The following is an 18050-nucleotide window of genomic DNA, read 5'->3' as shown; positions in this document are numbered from 1 at the left end:
AAAATGAAAACGCAAAATTTCGGATATAAAAAATTATACATTGGTGGCGAATTGCTAGATGCTGTTAGCAAAGAACGTGACGATGTTATTTGTCCGGCTACAGGAGAAGTTATCGCTCAAGTAGCTCGAGCTGGAAAAGAAGACGCTTTAAAAGCACTTGAAACAGCCCAAAAAGGATTTAAATATTGGTCTAAACTTTCGCTTGCCGAACGTACTAAATGGATGCATAAATTGCGCCTAGCCATTTTAGATAAAGCAGATGAATTAAGAACCGCTATGGTTCATGAAATGGGTAAAACGTATGCGGGCTCGCAAGAAGATATTGACCGACTTACCGAAGCTTTAGAATGGTATCCTGCTGCGATGCAAAATTTACGCGAAGAGCAAATACCAGATTACGAGAACACCCATGCCCATAAAATGATTTCGAAACCTGCAGGGGTAGCTGTGGCTTATTTAGCCTGGAATTTTCCACTTTTAAATGTGGGTTATAAAATCGGTCCTGCTTTAGCTGCTGGTTGTTCGTTAATCATTAAACCTTCTAACCTATCGCCTTTATCGGCATACATGGTGGGTGAAATTATGCATAGCATCAATTTCCCTGCTGGCGTGGTTAACATTTTATCTGGTCCAAGCAGCGAGGTTGCAACAACAATGACTACCAGTCATATCCCTGCTGTTTTAACCATGATTGGATCAACAAACACAGGTTTACGCGTTATTGCAGACAGTACAACTTCAATCAAAAAATTTGGTATGGAACTAGGAGGTAATGCCCCTTTTATCGTTTTTGAGGATGCTGATTTTGACAAAGCTGTAGATCTGGCTATCGGACTTAAATTTGGTAATACCGGACAAATTTGTGTAGCTGCTAACCGCATTTTTGTACATAAAAACATTTACGATGCATTTATTGAAGCTTATGTGAAAAAGGCTTCTGAAATCCAAATAGGTTTCGGCATTAAAGAAAACCCTGAAGTATTTATGGGTCCTGTAGTAAGTCGTAAAGACCGCGATAGAATGTTCGACCTCATTGACGATGCGGTTAGCAAAGGAGCTAAACTACAATACGGAGGGAAAATACCAGAAAACCTTCCTGAAGGTGGTAACTGGATAGAACCTACTGTCATTTCTGACATTAAAACAAATATGGATCTGTTTAGAAAAGAGACCTTTGGCCCGATTGCTGGTATCATGCCTTTTGAAACCGACGATGAAGTGCTTGAACTAGCAAATGATACCGAATTCGGATTGGCTTCGTACATTTTCACCAATAGCCATAAACGTATTGAACGATTTACCGAAGAATTAGAGTTTGGTGAAATTCATATTAACGGTGTAAAATACGCGATTTATTTACCACACGGTGGATATAAAAATAGCGGTATAGGTCACGACTGTTCGCATTTAGCACTAGAAGATTACTTAGTAAAAAAACGTATTACAACTACCATTTAACTACCTAATTAAAACCACAATAAAACCAATAGCTCCTCTAAAGTTATTGGTTTTATTTTTTTAATCCCCATTCGAAAAAAACAATGAAAACAACTCATTACATATTTACCACCCTTGCACTCACAAGCCTGAGTTTATTTGGTCAAGACCCTGTAAATTCATTTAACCCAAGCGACACGTGGACTTTACTCCCGGAGTACACCGACGAATTTAATGCTACCACTATCAACTGGACAAAATGGAGTAAAACCAACAACCTACCAAATGTAGCCGCTTGGAAATGGAATAACGACACTAATGTCCTCCCTACCTCCTATCAAGGCGAGCAAGCAGCATCAATTACGGCACGTCAAAATACTGGAAACACTCCTGTTGATGGCACGTACTTTAATACGGGCTGTTTACAAAGCACCAACGTATTACCTACCGGATTTGTAGGCTATGTAGAAGCCCGTATTTGGGGCGCAGATCTAGAAGCACCTCTAGCTTCAGGAATTGATAAAAGACGTGGCGTATGCCCTGCTTTTTGGCTATATAGTGAGTTTTATGATGATAAACCCGTAGGTGAGGTCATCTATACAGAAATTGATGTAGTCGAGTTGCAACAGTTTGACTATTACAACGGGGTACAAGATTTAATTTATGATGCAGAATCGAATTTACACTTAGCAACTAAAGTGGCCACTGGAAATGGTAGAAATTTTATACGTCCCAAACAAAATCCAGATGCACAGCTCAACAAATATGAACTTCCGGGCAGGTTCGACCCTGCTAAAGGATGGCATACTTACGGCTGTGAAATAACACCAGATAAAATTCATTTTTATATCGATGGTATTAAGGTTGGAAAATCCTTAGATAATACTCACTGGAGCAAAAACCCATTACAAGTTATCGTTTCACTAGGTATGCGTGTTCCGTTTGTTACTTTTAGCGGAAATGCCTTTGTCCCAGTAAACCCCGAAGAAGATGGCAGAGCAAGCAAGAATCTACCAGCAATGCCTGTTAGCATGTATTTGGACTATTTAAGAGTGTGGTCTAAAGATAATGCGTTAAGTGTTTCAGATTCAAAACAAAGCAAACTAAAAGCTTTTCCTAATCCAACAGAAGATTATTTATATTTAAAAGACACACAGAACGCTGAGATTACTATTTTCAATTCATTGGGACAAAGCGTCTTTCAAAAACAATTAGAAAACCATACTAAACCAATAGATGTTCGCCATTTATTACCTGGTATATATTTCATTAAAACCAATCATAACAATCAAATTAAAACAGGAAAGTTTATTAAAAAATAATCGAAATCCATCTCAACATTTAAACATCGAAAATATTATCAAACACTGTTTATCGCTATTGACCGTTGACTCTAATATTGATTGTTGATTATTGATTGTTGACTGTTGGCATTCAAAAAACATGATTGTTTAATCCCAAGACCTCAGCTTCAAACTACTTGATATTTTCTATCTAATATTTACTATTGATTATTGACTGTTGGCACTAGTATCTTTGAAGCTCTGAAACTCTGTTACTTTGCCGCTTTGCTACTTTGTTACTTTGTTACTTGAAACCTGAAAAACCAAAAAGGCCGTTTAAAATGAATTTAAACGGCCTTTAATCTTAAAAACTTTAACTACTAAATAAACTAACTATTATTTTTAATTTTTAATAAATTTCTTAGTTACAACACCGCTTTCAGATGTTAACTTAATTACATATACTGAAGGACTTAATGAAGACACATCAATACTATTAGAAACATTATTTAAGGATAATACTTGTTTTCCTAATAAGCTATAAACCGATACATTTTGAAGAGGTTCTAGTGTATCAATATACAACGCATTTGAAACAGGGTTTGGATACATTTTAAAAGCAAAAGCTTCGTTTCTTTCACCTGTAGAAAGCACCACATCATTTCTAGTGATTGTTATTCTGTTTTGTAACAAGGTATTAATATTAGTTCCTCCGGCTTCATAAAAACCAAGTGACCAGTTAAAATAATAGGCACCAGACCCTACAAGAGCGTTGTACACATCAGCTTGAATTCCTGTTACCTCTTCTACCATTGAAGTTTCACCACTAAGTAAGTTTTGCAGTCTAACTTTTTTGGTCGTACTAGCTGCATCTGCTCCTATCGTGTACTCTTGAACAATATCATAAGCACTTTTATCAGCTTGACTAATTGATAGTGCGTTAGCAAATCCTCCCATGGTGTTTACTAGTTCTACTGTACCTCCATTGGCTATTAAGGTTTTGATAACAACACCGTCACGCGTTTGGCCTAAAGCAGAAGCCTGAGTAGGGTTTGCTGTAACTGTAAGTCCAACTAAAGCCATATCCTTGTCTGACACACTAAAGTTTTGGTTGTTATACCCTAACATCATTACAGAATTAACAGTAATAACATCACCTACACTACCAGTGATAGGTGCACTTAATACGCTGTAAGCAAAGTTTGCTTGGGTATAAATCTGGGAATTTGCTCCACTTGAAATCCAAGTACTAGCGTTGTTAAAATGACCAGCTGCCCAATCGGCATGCAAATCCAAATCTTGAGCTTCTATGGCACTATAACTTGGATCTGTAAAGTCTTCAGAATAAATGGTCGTTTGAGCTTGAAGTACTAAGCAAGCTAAAAATGATAAAATCATTAGGTAATTTTTTTTCATAATACTAAAGTTTAGTTGTTATTAATTTAGATATTCCAAATCTAACCACTTAACCCAAAGCCCAATAACTGTATTTTACCATAAAATAACACGGAGTTACCTTATGCCGGAAATAGACGACAAGACTCTACTTAAACCTATTAAATTCAGATAACTTTACTACTTTCCTTTATACATTTACTTTCATAGTGTAAAAAAAATCCTTTATTTTTACGATAACCTTACCCTAGTCATTGAAATGCATGCATTGTTTTAATCCTGTTCATAAAAACATATCTAAATCGATATTTATTCGTTGCTTGTATAGCTTTATTTTTTGCTTAAGCTACATGAGCTATGCCCAAGACGAACCCCTTGAAGATGACAATTCTTTTACACAACAATTATGGCTGTCTTTAAACCCTACCTGGACGTTAAAGGATAGTGTTTCCCTTAAAACAGATATTGGTTATCGTACAGTAAACTCAAATAGCTGGGATAGATACATTGCAAGAGCTGGCTATGAGAAACAATTTAGCCCATTTATATTTAAAAATTTAAAACGTACTGAGTCTTATATTGGCGGACTAGGTTTATTTTATTTCAACAATAAATCGGGATATAATTCATTAGAAATTAGACCTTTTCAAGGCTACAGCCTTGGCTTTTATATCACCCAACGTATACATCTCACTAATTATTTTCGTTTAGAAGAACGCTTTTTAATTACAAAACAAGAGCCTAGCAACCATTTTGGTTTACGTTTACGCTATCAAATTATGGCTAATATTGGATTACAAGGATTTCTATTTCAAGAAGAACGCGGATTTTACTTCCCTATGGGAGTAGAGTTTTTCTTTAATATTGTAGAGCTCTCCCAATTTAGCGATGTGATTCGTATTACTCCTGGCGCAGGTTATCAATTCGATAAAACCTTTAAAATACAAGGCATGTTAGCCTACCATTACACCGAACAGAATATCGGCGGGCTATATAAAACAAATGATATTATTTTTAGAATTAAAGTGATAAAGACTTTTTAATGAGTATTAACCGATCCTCCGAAAAAACGTGGTAGAATAAACAAAAGCCCCTTCACTAATCTCTTCCATTTAAAAGACCGTTTGTTCACAAACAATATTTTCAGAATTTAAAATTGTGATGAATTGCTTCCTTCTTTTAATTTTCCCATAAGAATCTCATTAAAACAATCCATAATAAAAACAGAATCTGCCCTTAACCTTGATGAAATCAACATCATAAAAACAAAAAAGCCAACTATAAAATAGTCAGCTTTTCCTTTATTAGTGCGGGCGGGGAGATACGTCCTATTTTTGCAATCCGCTTTGAAGCACCTCCTTTATTCCTTCTAGGTTTTCTGAAAATTGCATCATTTGTGAAAGCAGCTGGGCCATTTCGTTTTTATCCCCAAAACCTTTAAGTTTATTATTTTTTTGAAACGTTTCTTTTATAGCAGCCCAACGTTTTTGTTCTACATCTGTTAATTGTGCTACGAGCTCTTTAAACTTTAATAAATTCGCTTCCGCGGAGGAAGTAAGCGTTTGAGATTCGCTTTCATAATGTGTAAGTACTAAGGTTTTTAATTCCTCATTATTCATAACAGGCACCACTTTAGAAACCATTTTATTCATATCACGATACGAACCTTGAAGTTTAAAAGAAGGCTCTGTTCGATATTCATCCTCCATGGCAGCACTTTTAATGTAATTCGCATTAACTTGTAGAACCGTGTCTCTAATTTGAATGATTTTTTCTAAAACAGAAACATATTCCTGAACCTCTTGACTGGTATAATTACCTGTTAGTTGCGCTTCTTGATTACCGTTCTCTATACGATCGAGTAATTGATACACATCATCAAAATTCTTGCTACTTAATTGATGCATTATAGGGTTAGAAGTCAATGAGTTTTCAATAAGACTCAACTTAAATAAATGCGCCGTATCACCTATAATATCCCCGAGGTTATAAATATCGGCTCTATTAGCTAACATATCAGGGATTCTAAATTTTTCACCACTTTCTGTATAAGGGTTCCCAGCCATGATGACACAGAATTTTTTTCCTCGAAGATCATAGGTTCTGGATTTCCCGTTGTAAACCCCTTCTATTTTTCGAGTTCCATCAGATAAGGATATAAATTTCTGTAAAAACTCAGGATTACAATGCTGAATATCGTCAAGATACAACATCACATTATTCCCCATTTCAAAGGCTAAGTTTAATTTCTTTAGCTCTTCGCGAGTTGCAGAATTCGTTGCCGCCGACGGATCAACCGATGTCACCTCGTGCCCTATAGCAGGACCGTTAATCTTCATAAAAACAAGACCAAGCCTATTTGCTATATACTCCATAAGGGTTGTTTTACCATACCCGGGCGGAGAAATAAGCAGTAATAAACCCATTCTATCTGTCCTTTTCTGGTCACCTAAAGCCCCCAACTGTTTCGCCAAATTATCACCAAAAAGCGGAAAATAAACCTGATCTATCAACTTATTCCTTACAAAGGAACTCAGAATACCCGGTTTAAATTCTTCCAATTTTAAATCTTCTTTCAACTGCACGGTCACTTCATGCTTGGCCTTTCTAAAGGCATTGTAAGCAGGAACCTTTTCTTCAAAATAATTGGAATGCGCAGCTATAAAATCGTGGTAATTAAAATGGAATGCTCCATTTTGAATAGTCTCATGTTCGCCTGCCAAACCTTCAATGTTTTCCGAAGGAGACACAAATTTTGTATTCAAGACTGCTTCATCTTCAAACAAAATGAGGCATACTACTTCGTTAACATATTTTAGCTTCAATCCAATCGCTTCATCTTGCTGACTACTTAAAAAGGCTTTAACCCACTGCCTAATTAAAGCCACTTTTGCTTCGTTAGACTCTAATTTATCAATGCTTGTCCTAAATTTAAGATCGGCTTTTTCTTCTTTTAATTTATTAAGAAAGGCTTCTTTTATTTGAATGGCAATACCACTCTTTTGAAAACTATGGTCGTTTTGAAGTTCATCAAAAAGGTATTTTGCCGCTTCCGCGGAAAGTGACGCATCGTAAATACCCAAAGTCTCTCCCATTTTAAAGATACTCTTTTGAAGTTTTCTTAATATGAATTCGTACTCTTGGGTTGCTGGAAAAAACTGAATCACTTCTCCTGAAGCTTTTATAGTTTCATCAAGGTATTTCTGATTTTCCTTATCTGTGAAATACCAAAAATATTGTGCACAAGATCTAATTTCGGGATGAAATCTTAAAAGATCCAATGCTTTATGTTTTTGAACTAGCGTAGACAAAATCTTTACCGCATCTAAATCATGAACGCCTTTCACATAACCTTCCGAGTAATCTTTACTACTTACTTCTTGAACGATGTTTAAAAGGTTTTCTTCGGTACTTTCTAGAACTAAAGCTTTATTATTTTGAAAAACTTTATACGCCAAATAAGCCCCTCGATAGATGTCTTTATTTTCAGAAATATAATCCTGATCCCAGAATTCTTCAGACTCTAAAAGGGTTTCATTTTCTATTTTTTGATAAAAATCGGTTCCTGTTAAGTGGTACTTCAATCCGCCATCGGCAAAAAGTATGGTTAAATCTAATTCCTGATTATTAACACCAAACTTGTGCTTCCCTAAACGTATAACATTATCCCCATCTTCATACAGTTCCTTTTTATCTTTAAGTTTTCGCAAGGTATCTTCACGAGCAGATTTTAATAGAGACAAAATTTCCTCCGCTTTACCGCTATCATCCATGTCTTGAAGCTGCTGGGCGATATCTCTGGTTTTATTCACCAAAATATCGGAGGCGAAATAGCCATTAATATCTGCAACTTCCGAAAACGATTCGGCCTTTTTACGAATCCCTTTTAAAATACGCTCTGCTGAAGTTTGCAAAACAAAAGTCCGTTTATTACGCTTTTCAACCAGACTATTTTTACGGGCCTGAAAGGCATTATATACCTCTTCTCTTTTCTCGATAATCAAGTTAATAAAGGTGTCGAAATCGGCGTACTTGCCTTCCAACTCCTCCAGCTGAATGGTAATTCTTGTTTGAAAATCATCACATTTCTCAGGCACATCGGCAATATCAAGGTAATTGATAATACTCTGATCAATAAGCTTTAGCTGTGCAGCAAAACTGGCTTGAGCTTCTTCACTCCCGAGAGATTTCCTCTTATTTTTAATTTCAGCTTTTAACTGATTAATGGTTGAAAATATTAATGAGATATTATTAATAATACCGGTAGAATGTGAGGTGTCTTCAATTTCTAAATTCGACACAATGTCGATAAGCAGTTCGAGGTCCTTAGATATTACATTTACCTTTTCCTCTAAATTTTTAGCATCTACAACTTTTTTAATGGTCGCTAAAGCTTTTTCATTCAGTTTAACCTCATCTTCATAAGGTTTTAAAGCTTTATCATCTAAAAGGAAGGTAGCACAACGCTCTGAAATTCGTGAGGTTTGCTCGGCTATTTGCGTTTCTAGCGCATCTATATAATTTTCATCAACATAACGCACCTCCTTTAAACTTATAGACTCCCCTCTTAAACCCCTTAACTGCGTAAGGAAACTAACAAAGTCATTTATACTTCTAAACCCCGTACTTTTAATTTTATTAAATAAAAGCTCGGCCTTTTCACCAAGCGCTGCAGTTTGTTGTTCTGCATTTTTCTTTAACTGCAAGACTTTTTGAAACTCATCAATGGCAGCATTTGCAGCTTGATTAATTTCTTTTAAAGGCTCGTTTAATTGCTGGGTTTCTGCTTCTTTTAACCAATAATAAGCATCGAGAATATCCTTAGATTGTTTAGCCAAATCAATATACAAACCCTCGTAATCGTCTGCTTTATTTAGAAGATTTACAAGACCATTTACTTCGGCCATCGCCTTTACAATATCTTTATTCCCAATTTTATAAAGCAAGTTATCTTCATGCGCAGAAGGCATAAAATCGCTTTTCATGTAAGGCGTTTGCCAAATTTGAATAACATGATGTTTAGTTTGTTCATTTTCATTTCTGAAATAACATAACTCGCCATCTTCTAAAATGGTAAATCCATTACAAATTATGGGTGTTTGAATCTCTTGCGAAATCACGTTGTAACTCATTAAATTATAGAGTCCGTTTTCGGCAGAATAAAACACATAGAGATAATCTTCACCATTTGGGGATGCTACCTTTTCTTGAAATTTTACATGGGAAATACTGTTATCGAAAATATGGTACTCGCCCGTTTGAAGGTAATACCCTGTAGGAAAAATAATGCCATGATCGTCTGGAAGTAAAACACAAGCATCCTTGATACTTTCAATTTTCTGAACTTCTTTCAGTTTATGGTTATAAACAAAATACCTCGAACTTTCCTGAAATGGCTTTACATCTAAAACAATGAGGTTGCCTAAATTTGCATAGCGATACTGCGCATCATCTAGGGTTTGGTCTCTATATTTTACTTCTTCAGAATAAATCCCTTTACCATCTTCGGTATTATCTTCAACTTTAATAGTTAAATCGCCTCCAATAGTTTCTACAAATACTCGATCTAAGATTGAAACATGGGCATGTACACCGTGTCTATGCATATCTCGCGATACGTCCTGCCAATTAAATTCATGTTGTGATGGCAATTTGTACTCATGTTCACTTCGATTATCGATATACTGAAGACTACCATCTTTTATTAACCATTTAAAGGTTTTAATATCTGTAACGCTATCACTTAACTGAAAAACCATATAGAGGTAATTCCCTATGATGGCGAACTTTGAAAAAATAGTATTGCGGTAGTATTTAAAGAGATTTTCGAAATCTAATTTAAAAACCTCATCTTCAAGAAGCTCTAAAGAAACAGCTTCGAAACTATTTTCTTTAAATTGATAAATGCTCAACACATCATTTAAAGCAATATCTGTTCGTAAGCCAAAGTGCACATTATAACCAAACAAACAAGTGTTTCCAAGAGACACTATATCTCTAGCAATACAGTTATTTTCTGTATTAATACGATCGTTGGTGATCAGTTTTGTTTCTAGGGATCCAAAAACAACCTTTCTACCTTCGTTAAGTTTTTTAAGACGTTGCTGTAATTCTGTTTTTTGCTTTTGAAGTCGGTTTTGAATAACCTCGTAAGTTCCAACATCAAGTTTTTGAGCATGTGCTTCCTTTATAGGGTCCTTTGTCATTATATCCTGTCCTAAACTTTAAATTATAATTAGTTTGAGCGTTTTAAATTTTAAAAATTGAGGCAAGCTGAAGAGCATATAGTTGTCTTATTGAGCCTATCGAAATAGTTTTACTGATTAACAATCAATATCGGTTTCGATAAGCTCAACCTGACAAATCAAATATTATCGCCTTTTTAGAAAGCCTCTACTTTTATTTTCTCAACTTTGGAATGGTACTATCAGAAATGCCCAAACCTTTAGCCAGGTTTAACAGATTTCCAAGCATGGTATGCTCCTCCTTATCGTTAGATTTCATTTTCAAATCTGCAATTAAACTAGCTACGCTAATATTCTTAAGATCTTCGGTGGAAACATTATATTTCACAGCAAAATCCTTCACTTTTTCTAAGAGATTTCCCTTTACATCATCACTACCAAGAATAGCCGTTTTAACCTCTTGAATATTATTAGAGTTTTGCACTAAGCGATCAAAACCTTTTCCTCTAGTAATTTGTCCGACAATTTGATCGAAGAACATGGTTTCACCACCAACAATATCAATTTTAGCAGCTTTTAAGGCATCCCCTATCACTTGAGCTTGTGCATCGGCAATCTCCTTTTGAATATTAATATTAGCTAAATCAATTTGAAGGTCTTTATTAAGACGTAGTTTAAACTCTTCGTGATCTTTACCTACACCATCAAGTTTTTTCATTGCTGCTGCTTTTTCTTCAATTCCAGAAGCATCGGCAATGGCTTTTTCTTTAATCACATCGGCTTCCGCAATACCTTCTTTACGTTTCGCTTCAGCTTTCGCTTCTATACCAGCAGCTTCGGCTTTCGCTTTTTTCTCAATAATGGTTGCTTCAACTAATCCTTGACGCTCATTAGCATCGGCTTTAGCATGCATCACCTGAGCTTCAGACATTCCAACAGTAGCTTCCTCTTTAGCTTGAGCTTCGGCTAATATTTTACGCGCTTCAGCTTGTTTCTGGCTAGCTTCTTTATGCGCCAATGCCTCAATATTAATCTCTTCAGCCTTTTGTTTAGCCGCTTCTTTTTGAGCTTCGGCTGCTATAGTTGTTCTAATTAAATCTTCTTGAGCAAGTCCTTCAGCAGTTGTAATTTTAACTTGCTTATCTCTATCTGCTGTTTTAAATGCTTGAATATCTTTCATGTTTTCTTGCTCTTCAACAACACCTTTTTCAAGCATCACACGATCTCTAATAACATCTTGAATATTCTTTTTCTCAACTTCAACCACTTTCTCTTTTTCAATTTGAGCAAGAGTGACAACGCGCTCACGCTCTGTAGCCTCTAATAACCTATCTTTTTCAACTCTTTCAGTTTCTACAGCTTCAGTACGTTCTTTATTTTTAAGCGCTACGATTACTTGACGTTGCATATTTTCTTCAGCAACTTTAACCTTTTCTTCAGTAGCAATTCGAGCACTTTCAGATTTTAATCGCTCTTCTTCATTAACTTTTAAAGTTTCAGCATCTTCTCTAGCTTTAATATTTGCAATCTCACGTTTTTGCTTCTCTTCTTTTTCGGCTAATTGTTTATCTAGCTCTAAGATGGCTTCTCTAGCTTCCACATCCTGCTTTCTGATTGTTTTTTCTTCATCGCGTTTAATCAGGTTCGCTTTCATGTTTTGAACTGCAGTAAGCTCGGTGATTTTCTTAATACCTTCAGCATCTAGAATATTATCAGCCTTTAATTCTTTTACAGAAGTTTGCTCTAAAAAGTCGATGGCACAGTCTTCTAAAGTATACCCGTTAAGGTCGGTACCAATAATGTTTACAATTTCATCACGAAACTCTCTTCGAGCTTCATAGAGCTCGATAAAGTCGAATTTCTTACCTACCGTTTTCAAGGCTTCAGAAAACTTAGCCTCAAAAAGATCTTCTAAAGTTGCTATTTTCGAAGCACGATCCACCCCTATAGTTTGCGCTACTTTTTTGATGTATTCAATATCATTATTAACACGAACAAAAAAGGCCACTTTGATATCTGCACGCATGTTGTCTTTACAAATAAGACCTTCATGAGCCAGTCTTTCAATTTGGATTTTCTTAACCGAAATATCCATAATTTCTGTTTTATGAAAAACAGGAACGGTATACAAACCTTTGTCGGTCGCTACTTTTGTTCCACCAAACCCTGTTCTAATGAGCGCTTGTCCTTGCGGTATTTTTTTGTAAAACATCGCGATTATCGCGAAATAAACGATGATTAGGAATAGTAAAACGCCTATTCCAATTCCAATAATTGGTAAAATTGATTCCATTTTAATTTGATTAATTAGTCGTTATAAGATTGTACTAGGTAATAATTGCGATCGGCCGATCTTTTAATAATAAGTATTGTTGCACCATAAACAAGCGGTTCGCCGTCTAGTGATTTCACGTAAATAGACATGGTATCACCATTTACACTAACCTCTGCATTACCCATTTTGTCCTGGGAAATTGACGATAGTAATGTAGCTTTTCTGCCTAAATAGTCTATGGGAGCATCACCATCCTTGTTTAGATGTTTAAAGAAACTTTTAAAAGGATTTGTTAGAATTTTAGTAACAATTAAAGCTGGCAAGATAGCTATCAACATTATTGCAAATCCTAAATAATTATCATAAGTATGCGTTAAAGCTGTTGTGATAACAGTTATAAACCACCAAATAAAAATCCAAAAAGTAAAAGTGAACATAAATGGCAGCCCCACAAAATTGAAAAATATCAATACTATTTGCCACCATTTTAAAGGCTTTCGTCTTTTACCAACAACATCCTCTTGATTTACTTCGGTATTCGAAATATCTTCAAAATCTAAGTTACCTCCTTCGATCCCCGAGTCGGCATCAATTTCCGCATCAACATCTACATCAATATCGAAATCAGGATCAAAATCTAAACCACTTACCATGGTCATTATCCAATATAAAATGAGGATAATAAGTAAAATGCTAAGTATTAGATTGACTTCAGAAAAAAGAATATTAATAAGCTCTTCCAAGATTAATCGTCTTTAGAAGTTCCCATTCCTAATTGCGCCTTAAGCTTTTCTAGCTCACTATCAGCTTTAACTTTAGAGGTATCTGCTGCGTTATCAAGTTCTTCATCTATCGATTTTGATGCATTAGCAATATCGCCATAAGCTTCCGCTAAAGCTTCTTCTTGCGCCACTTTTTCTTTCATACGCTCAAGCATAGACACGGTTCCTGTGCTATCAAGCTCAGCCATTTGTTTATTTAAGTTTTTAGTAGCATTGCTCACTTTAACACGCGCTTTTAAGGTTTTCAATTCATTCTCCCAATTCGCAATATTAGCTTTAATGGTTTGAATGTTTTTTTGCATCAGCGCTACATTATTTTCAAATTTTGTCGTTTCTTCCTTAGCTCTAGTTACCTGTTGCTCTGCCGTTTCTTTTTCAACTAAAGCCGCTTTAGCAAGCCTGTCTGCTTCAGTCGGATCTATTTCATTAGACTGCGCTTTCTTTAAAAGAATAATGGCTTTATTTTGATAATCGTCTACTTTATTCTGAAATTCTTCCTGCTCGTTCGTAGCTCTAATAGCTAATGCTTTAACCTGAGCTAAGGCCTCAAGACTTTTTTCTAAATCCAATTTCATATCTCTTATGCCCTGCTCGGTCATTTTAATGGGATCTTCCATTTTATCAATTGCAGCATTGGTTTCTGCTTCACCTATCTTAAATAATCTTCTAAAAATGTTCATAATGTTTTGTTTTAATATTTTGAAAATTCAATGATTTTATCTGAGTATTCACTCATTAAGAGGCTTAAGGAGTTTAGCGAACCTTCCAGCTCATTTAAATCCATATTCTCTATTTGTAATGTGTCTCGGTAGATTACTTTTTCGCCAGAATCATCCAAAACAAAGGCACCGTGAACGATATCTCTATTTTTTTGTAGAAGACTTTTAAAAATTTTCTCAGACTGATTATTAATCTTAAAAATAAACTGCTCCATTATTAATATTGGTGGAGCAACACCTATTATAAGATTTTTAATTCCAAAATTTTCCTTTTGAATTACCAAGAGCCCATCTTCATGGTTTTCTCTTGTGATGTTAAAATTTAATTCAAGTAAAAAATCTCTCGTTATATTGAAATGATTTTTCATAGTTGGTTTTTATGGTTAGCACTTAAATTTTAAGAGTTTAATAATACAAAAAAGTATTAAGATTAAGTTAAAGAATATCAATAAGCCTGTTACAAATCACAAACAACCTTCAATTATTTAACTTTAATAAATTATCCGTTCGAACAGATTTAAACTAAAAACATTAGCTATTCATACTATATTTTGCTAATATTGTTAGACTAAATTACACAAATATTTTTAATTTGCAAATAAAATTAGCAAAAATATGTCTTTATTCGGAAAAAATATTAGAAAGATAAGAAGTGTAAAAGCACTAAGTCAACAAGCTTTTGCTGATATATTCGACCTTAAACGAGGTACTTTAGGTGCTTATGAAGAAGGCCGAAGCGAACCAAAAATTGAGACCATTATAAAAATTGCTAATCATTTTAGCATTCCAATCGATACCATCTTAACCAAAGAGCTTACAGTAAATCAACTTTTAAAATTTAAAGGCGATTTGGAAGATAATCTTGAATTACCAAATAGAAATAAACTTACCACTATACCTTGCATCAATCCTGAGGACCAAGAATCTTATATAAACCATGCTAGCAATCCGAATTACATAAAGGACTTAAATTATTTAAGCCTACCCATTACCAACAATAATAAATTAAGAGCCTATGTAGTAAACAACCTCGAAATGAGCTCTGAAAACAACGGCTTATTCCCAAAGGATATTGTTATAGGACAATGGGTTGCAAAAATCAATTTTGAAAAAATCACAACACCTAGCGTGTATTTAATCCTCACCGCCGAAGCCCTTTTACTTAAACGAGTATATCCTAGCAACAACTCCTTTATCCTTAGAGCTGATCATGTTGGTATAGATGAAAGCGTATTAAAGTTTTCTGAAATTAAGGAACTTTGGGAAATCAAATCCGTTTTTTACAATAGAGTTCCCGATTTAAAAAACAGTCAAGTTTTAGATAAACTCGCTTTTTTAGAGCAAGAATTTAAAAAATTAAAGTCGTCATTATAATCTCTAAACTCAAATCGAAATTCCCATATTAAAAAATGAGAATAAATACTACATAAGATTTAGTAACTAAAAATTTAATTATCCTTAGCAATTTATAGCTATTTGGTTAATACAAAGATTAAGCGAAGAAAAGATAGAGAGACCAGATACTACTAGCTACCCCTTTAAAAAAAGTATAAAAAACAAAAAAGCCAACTATAAAATAGTCAGCTTTTCCTTTATTAGTGCGGGCGGGGAGACTCGAACTCCCACACCTCGCGGCACTAGATCCTAAGTCTAGCGTGTCTACCAATTCCACCACGCCCGCTAAAGGACTGCAAATATAAACAAGATTTTTAAATTGCAAACTTTATAACACCAAAAAAAGTTTCTTTTTTATACTTTTGATACAATCTTAAGAAAAAATAGCATGAAAGATATTCAAACGTACATCACCCAAAACAAGGACCGTTTTTTAAACGAACTGGTTGAACTCCTCAAAATCCCTTCTATTAGCGCCGATTCTGCCTATAAAACCGATGTTTTAAAAACCGCTGAAGCCGTTAAGCTTCGTTTAGAACAAGCCGGTTGCGATTTTGTTGAAATTAATGAAACCCCAGGCAATCCTATCGTTTATGGCGAAAAAACAATAGATAAAAATCTACCTACAGTTTTGGTTTACGGACATTACGATGTGCAACCACCAGACCCTATCAATTTATGGGATTCCCCACCGTTTGAACCCGTAATCAAGACCACCGATAAGCATCCCGATGGCGCCATTTTCGCCCGAGGTGCCTGCGACGATAAAGGTCAGATGTACATGCATGTTAAGGCTATGGAATTTATGACCAACACAAACCAGCTACCCTGCAATGTAAAATTTATGATTGAAGGCGAAGAAGAAGTTGGTAGCGTTAACCTTGGAGATTTTGTTAAAAACAACCACGATAAGCTTAAAAACGACGTTATTTTAATATCCGACACCGGTATGATAGCTAACGACGTGCCATCAATAACCACAGGATTACGTGGTTTAAGTTATGTAGAAGTTGAAGTTACGGGCCCTAATCGCGATTTACATTCTGGATTGTACGGCGGTGCCGTGGCTAACCCCATAAACGTGTTAACCAAAATGATTGCACAACTTCACGACGAAAACAATCACATTACCATTCCAGGTTTTTACGATCGTGTGGAAGAACTATCTAAAGAAGAACGTGCCGAAATGGCCAAGGCGCCTTTTAATTTAGAGAACTATAAAAAGGCCTTAGATATTGATGCTGTTTATGGCGAAGCAGGATACACTACAAACGAAAGAAACTCCATAAGACCAACTTTAGATGTTAATGGTATCTGGGGAGGTTATACCGGCGAAGGTGCAAAAACCGTTATCGCCAGCAAAGCCTATGCGAAAATCTCGATGCGCCTCGTGCCAAATCAAGACTGGAAGGAAATCACGAATTTATTTCAAACACATTTTGAGGCCATCGCTCCCGAAGGTGTAAAAGTTAAAGTAAACCCGCATCATGGCGGACAAGGTTACGTCACGCCTATCGATAGTATTGGTTACCAAGCCGCATCAAACGCCTATCGCGACGCCTTTGGAAAAACACCAATACCGCAACGTAGTGGTGGCAGCATCCCAATTGTGTCACTTTTCGAACAAGAATTAAAAAGTAAAACCATTTTAATGGGCTTTGGTTTAGACAGCGATGCCATCCATTCGCCAAACGAACATTTCGGCATCTGGAACTATCTAAAAGGCATAGAAACCATCCCTTTATTCTATAAATATTTCACCGAACTTTCAAAATAAACTTATTTTTTTGATCTAAAGTCGGTTATGGTGTTACGCCCTTTAGCTTTTTTAGGAAGCCAAAGGGCGTCGCGCTATCTGTTACAAGTTTTGGCTCGATGCACGCCTCGCCAAAAGCTTTCCACGCCTATCGCTAACACAGTCAACTTGAAACGTTTTACTAGATTTAAGCAGAATAAAACACAAAAAAAAGCTATATAAAAATTACAGCCTCTTTGTTATTTTGAGCTTATCGAATAATCTTAAAAACAATCCTTAACTCGGATTTCAACAAACTTAAACTAATAAAAAAACTAAAACTTTTTATACAGCCTCTTCTAAATTTATAAAACGAAAATGAAGAATGCTCTAGGCAGCAACTTCTGTTTTAAAGTGGTCATAAAGTTCTTTACAACCATAACCAATAATTGAAAACTGTTTGTTTTTCATTATAGACTCATTATGAAGTTTAGATAAAGCCTCCACGCCGTATTTATCCATACTCTCAACGTCCTTAATACTAATAGTAAGACTATCTAGATTATTAAAAATATTATCAAACTCGTTGATAAAAATGCCAACATTACTTTTGTTTAAGTGGCCTTTAACTTTGTAAAAGTTATTACAGCTGGTAATTACTAAATCCATACTAAATGTTTTAAATGGTTAAACTAAAAAATTAAGAAGTCCATTATAGGGTTGCTCAGTAAATTTAAAAAACCAAAATCATTCATAAACTATTTTATCGACCAATAGATTTTAAGTCTAGACAAAAAACATCTACCTGCATATTTTATCGACAAGAGACATGTTAATTTCAAGA

General features: G+C 35.2%; 12 protein-coding genes and 1 tRNA gene. 5 read left to right on the top strand and 8 right to left on the bottom strand.

Features of this window, described 5'->3' with window-relative positions:
* The first annotated feature begins 3 nt into the window (after positions 1-3).
* Together JJL45_RS04645 and JJL45_RS04640 are read left to right on the top strand one after the other, a co-directional pair.
* Positions 4-1458 (top strand): NAD-dependent succinate-semialdehyde dehydrogenase, encoded by a 1455-nt coding sequence (locus JJL45_RS04645; protein WP_202664290.1) that lies wholly within the window; start codon positions 4-6, stop codon positions 1456-1458.
* An 83-nt stretch (positions 1459-1541) separates the two neighbouring features.
* Positions 1542-2759, top strand: a complete 1218-nt coding sequence (locus tag JJL45_RS04640) for a T9SS type A sorting domain-containing protein (protein WP_202664289.1) — start codon at positions 1542-1544, stop codon at positions 2757-2759.
* A gap of 363 nt (positions 2760-3122) precedes the next feature.
* Here the strand turns inward: JJL45_RS04640 and JJL45_RS04635 are convergent, their stop codons facing one another.
* Positions 3123-4136, bottom strand: coding sequence for a T9SS type A sorting domain-containing protein (locus tag JJL45_RS04635; protein WP_202664288.1), 1014 nt, complete (start codon positions 4134-4136; stop codon positions 3123-3125).
* A gap of 329 nt (positions 4137-4465) precedes the next feature.
* On the opposite strand from JJL45_RS04635, the gene JJL45_RS04630 reads away from it, so the two are divergent.
* Complete coding sequence (locus tag JJL45_RS04630) at positions 4466-5158, top strand: DUF2490 domain-containing protein (protein ID WP_202664287.1); 693 nt, start codon at positions 4466-4468, stop codon at positions 5156-5158.
* Between the two features lie 285 nt (positions 5159-5443).
* Here JJL45_RS04630 and JJL45_RS04625 read toward each other — a convergent pair whose 3' ends face one another.
* The 5 genes from JJL45_RS04625 to JJL45_RS04605 form a co-directional block, all read right to left on the bottom strand.
* On the bottom strand, positions 5444-10321 hold the full coding sequence (locus JJL45_RS04625) for a DNA repair ATPase (RefSeq protein WP_202664286.1): 4878 nt from the start codon (positions 10319-10321) through the stop codon (positions 5444-5446).
* Between the two features lie 193 nt (positions 10322-10514).
* Positions 10515-12593, bottom strand: coding sequence for a flotillin family protein (locus JJL45_RS04620; RefSeq protein ID WP_067147132.1), 2079 nt, complete (start codon positions 12591-12593; stop codon positions 10515-10517).
* 14 nt (positions 12594-12607) lie between these two features.
* Positions 12608-13318: an OB-fold-containig protein gene (locus tag JJL45_RS04615; RefSeq protein WP_202664285.1), complete on the bottom strand. Its 711-nt coding sequence runs from the start codon at positions 13316-13318 to the stop codon at positions 12608-12610.
* Between the two features lie 2 nt (positions 13319-13320).
* Positions 13321-14037: a PspA/IM30 family protein gene (locus tag JJL45_RS04610; RefSeq protein ID WP_202664284.1), complete on the bottom strand. Its 717-nt coding sequence runs from the start codon at positions 14035-14037 to the stop codon at positions 13321-13323.
* An 11-nt stretch (positions 14038-14048) separates the two neighbouring features.
* Positions 14049-14444, bottom strand: a complete 396-nt coding sequence (locus JJL45_RS04605; protein WP_067147128.1) for a molecular chaperone Tir — start codon at positions 14442-14444, stop codon at positions 14049-14051.
* A gap of 247 nt (positions 14445-14691) precedes the next feature.
* On the opposite strand from JJL45_RS04605, the gene JJL45_RS04600 reads away from it, so the two are divergent.
* On the top strand, positions 14692-15450 hold the full coding sequence (locus JJL45_RS04600; RefSeq protein WP_202664283.1) for a helix-turn-helix domain-containing protein: 759 nt from the start codon (positions 14692-14694) through the stop codon (positions 15448-15450).
* Between the two features lie 225 nt (positions 15451-15675).
* Here the strand turns inward: JJL45_RS04600 and JJL45_RS04595 are convergent.
* A tRNA-Leu gene (locus JJL45_RS04595) sits at positions 15676-15757 on the bottom strand.
* 102 nt (positions 15758-15859) lie between these two features.
* Here JJL45_RS04595 and JJL45_RS04590 point away from each other — a divergent pair.
* Positions 15860-17248: a dipeptidase gene (locus JJL45_RS04590; RefSeq protein ID WP_202664282.1), complete on the top strand. Its 1389-nt coding sequence runs from the start codon at positions 15860-15862 to the stop codon at positions 17246-17248.
* A 348-nt stretch (positions 17249-17596) separates the two neighbouring features.
* Here the strand turns inward: JJL45_RS04590 and JJL45_RS04585 are convergent, their stop codons facing one another.
* Positions 17597-17875, bottom strand: a complete 279-nt coding sequence (locus JJL45_RS04585; RefSeq protein ID WP_068605248.1) for a hypothetical protein — start codon at positions 17873-17875, stop codon at positions 17597-17599.
* Positions 17876-18050: the final 175 nt, after the last annotated feature.

It is taken from the genome of Tamlana sp. s12, from assembly GCF_016767215.1.
Lineage (GTDB): Bacteria > Bacteroidota > Bacteroidia > Flavobacteriales > Flavobacteriaceae > Pseudotamlana > Pseudotamlana agarivorans.
Note: the sequence above shows the minus strand (reverse complement) of the source record. Positions and strands in the feature narration are given on the sequence as shown.